Here is a 684-nt window from a genome sequence, read left to right on the forward strand (position 1 = left end):
GTCCTTGGCATGCCCCCAGTCGCGCTTGGCCTCGAGATTGCCGAGATAGAGCGTCTCCTCCAATCCCACCTCGATGCGGGCGACGCCGCGCGTGATCTTGCGGGTGACAAAAGTCTCGCCGCGGATCGGGCTCTCGTGGTTGAACAGGATGCCGTTGGAGGCGAACATGCCGTAGGCCTCGCGGTAGTTCACCGTGATCCAGTAGCCGTAGAGCTTGGCGACGCCGTAGGGAGAGCGCGGATAGAACGGCGTCGTCTCCTTTTGCGGGATCTCCTGCACGAGGCCGTAGAGTTCGGAGGTCGAGGCCTGGTAGAACCGCGTCTCCTTCTCCATGCCGAGGATGCGGATCGCTTCCAGCAGCCGCAGCACGCCGATCGCGTCGGCGTTGGCGGTGTATTCCGGGCTCTCGAAGCTCACGGCGACGTGGCTCTGGGCGGCGAGATTGTAGATCTCGGTCGGCCGGATCTGCTGCACCAGGCGAATCAGATTGGTCGAGTCCGTCATGTCGCCGTAATGCATCAGGAACGGCACGTTGCCGACATGCGGATCCTGATAGAGGTGATCGACCCGCGCGGTGTTGAACGAAGACGAGCGCCGCTTGATGCCGTGCACGACATAGCCGAGCGACAGCAGATATTCGGCGAGATAAGCGCCGTCCTGGCCGGTCACGCCGGTGATGAGAGC

At 63.0% G+C, this 684-nt stretch carries 1 protein-coding gene; it reads right to left on the reverse strand.

All coding sequences use genetic code 11. The annotated features are described in order from the left end of the window. On the reverse strand, nucleotides 1-684 hold a 684-nt coding region (gmd, locus tag AC1D00_RS44050; RefSeq protein ID WP_477015065.1), incomplete at both ends, for a GDP-mannose 4,6-dehydratase.

The organism is Bradyrhizobium sp. P2_E8 (genome assembly GCF_056403875.1).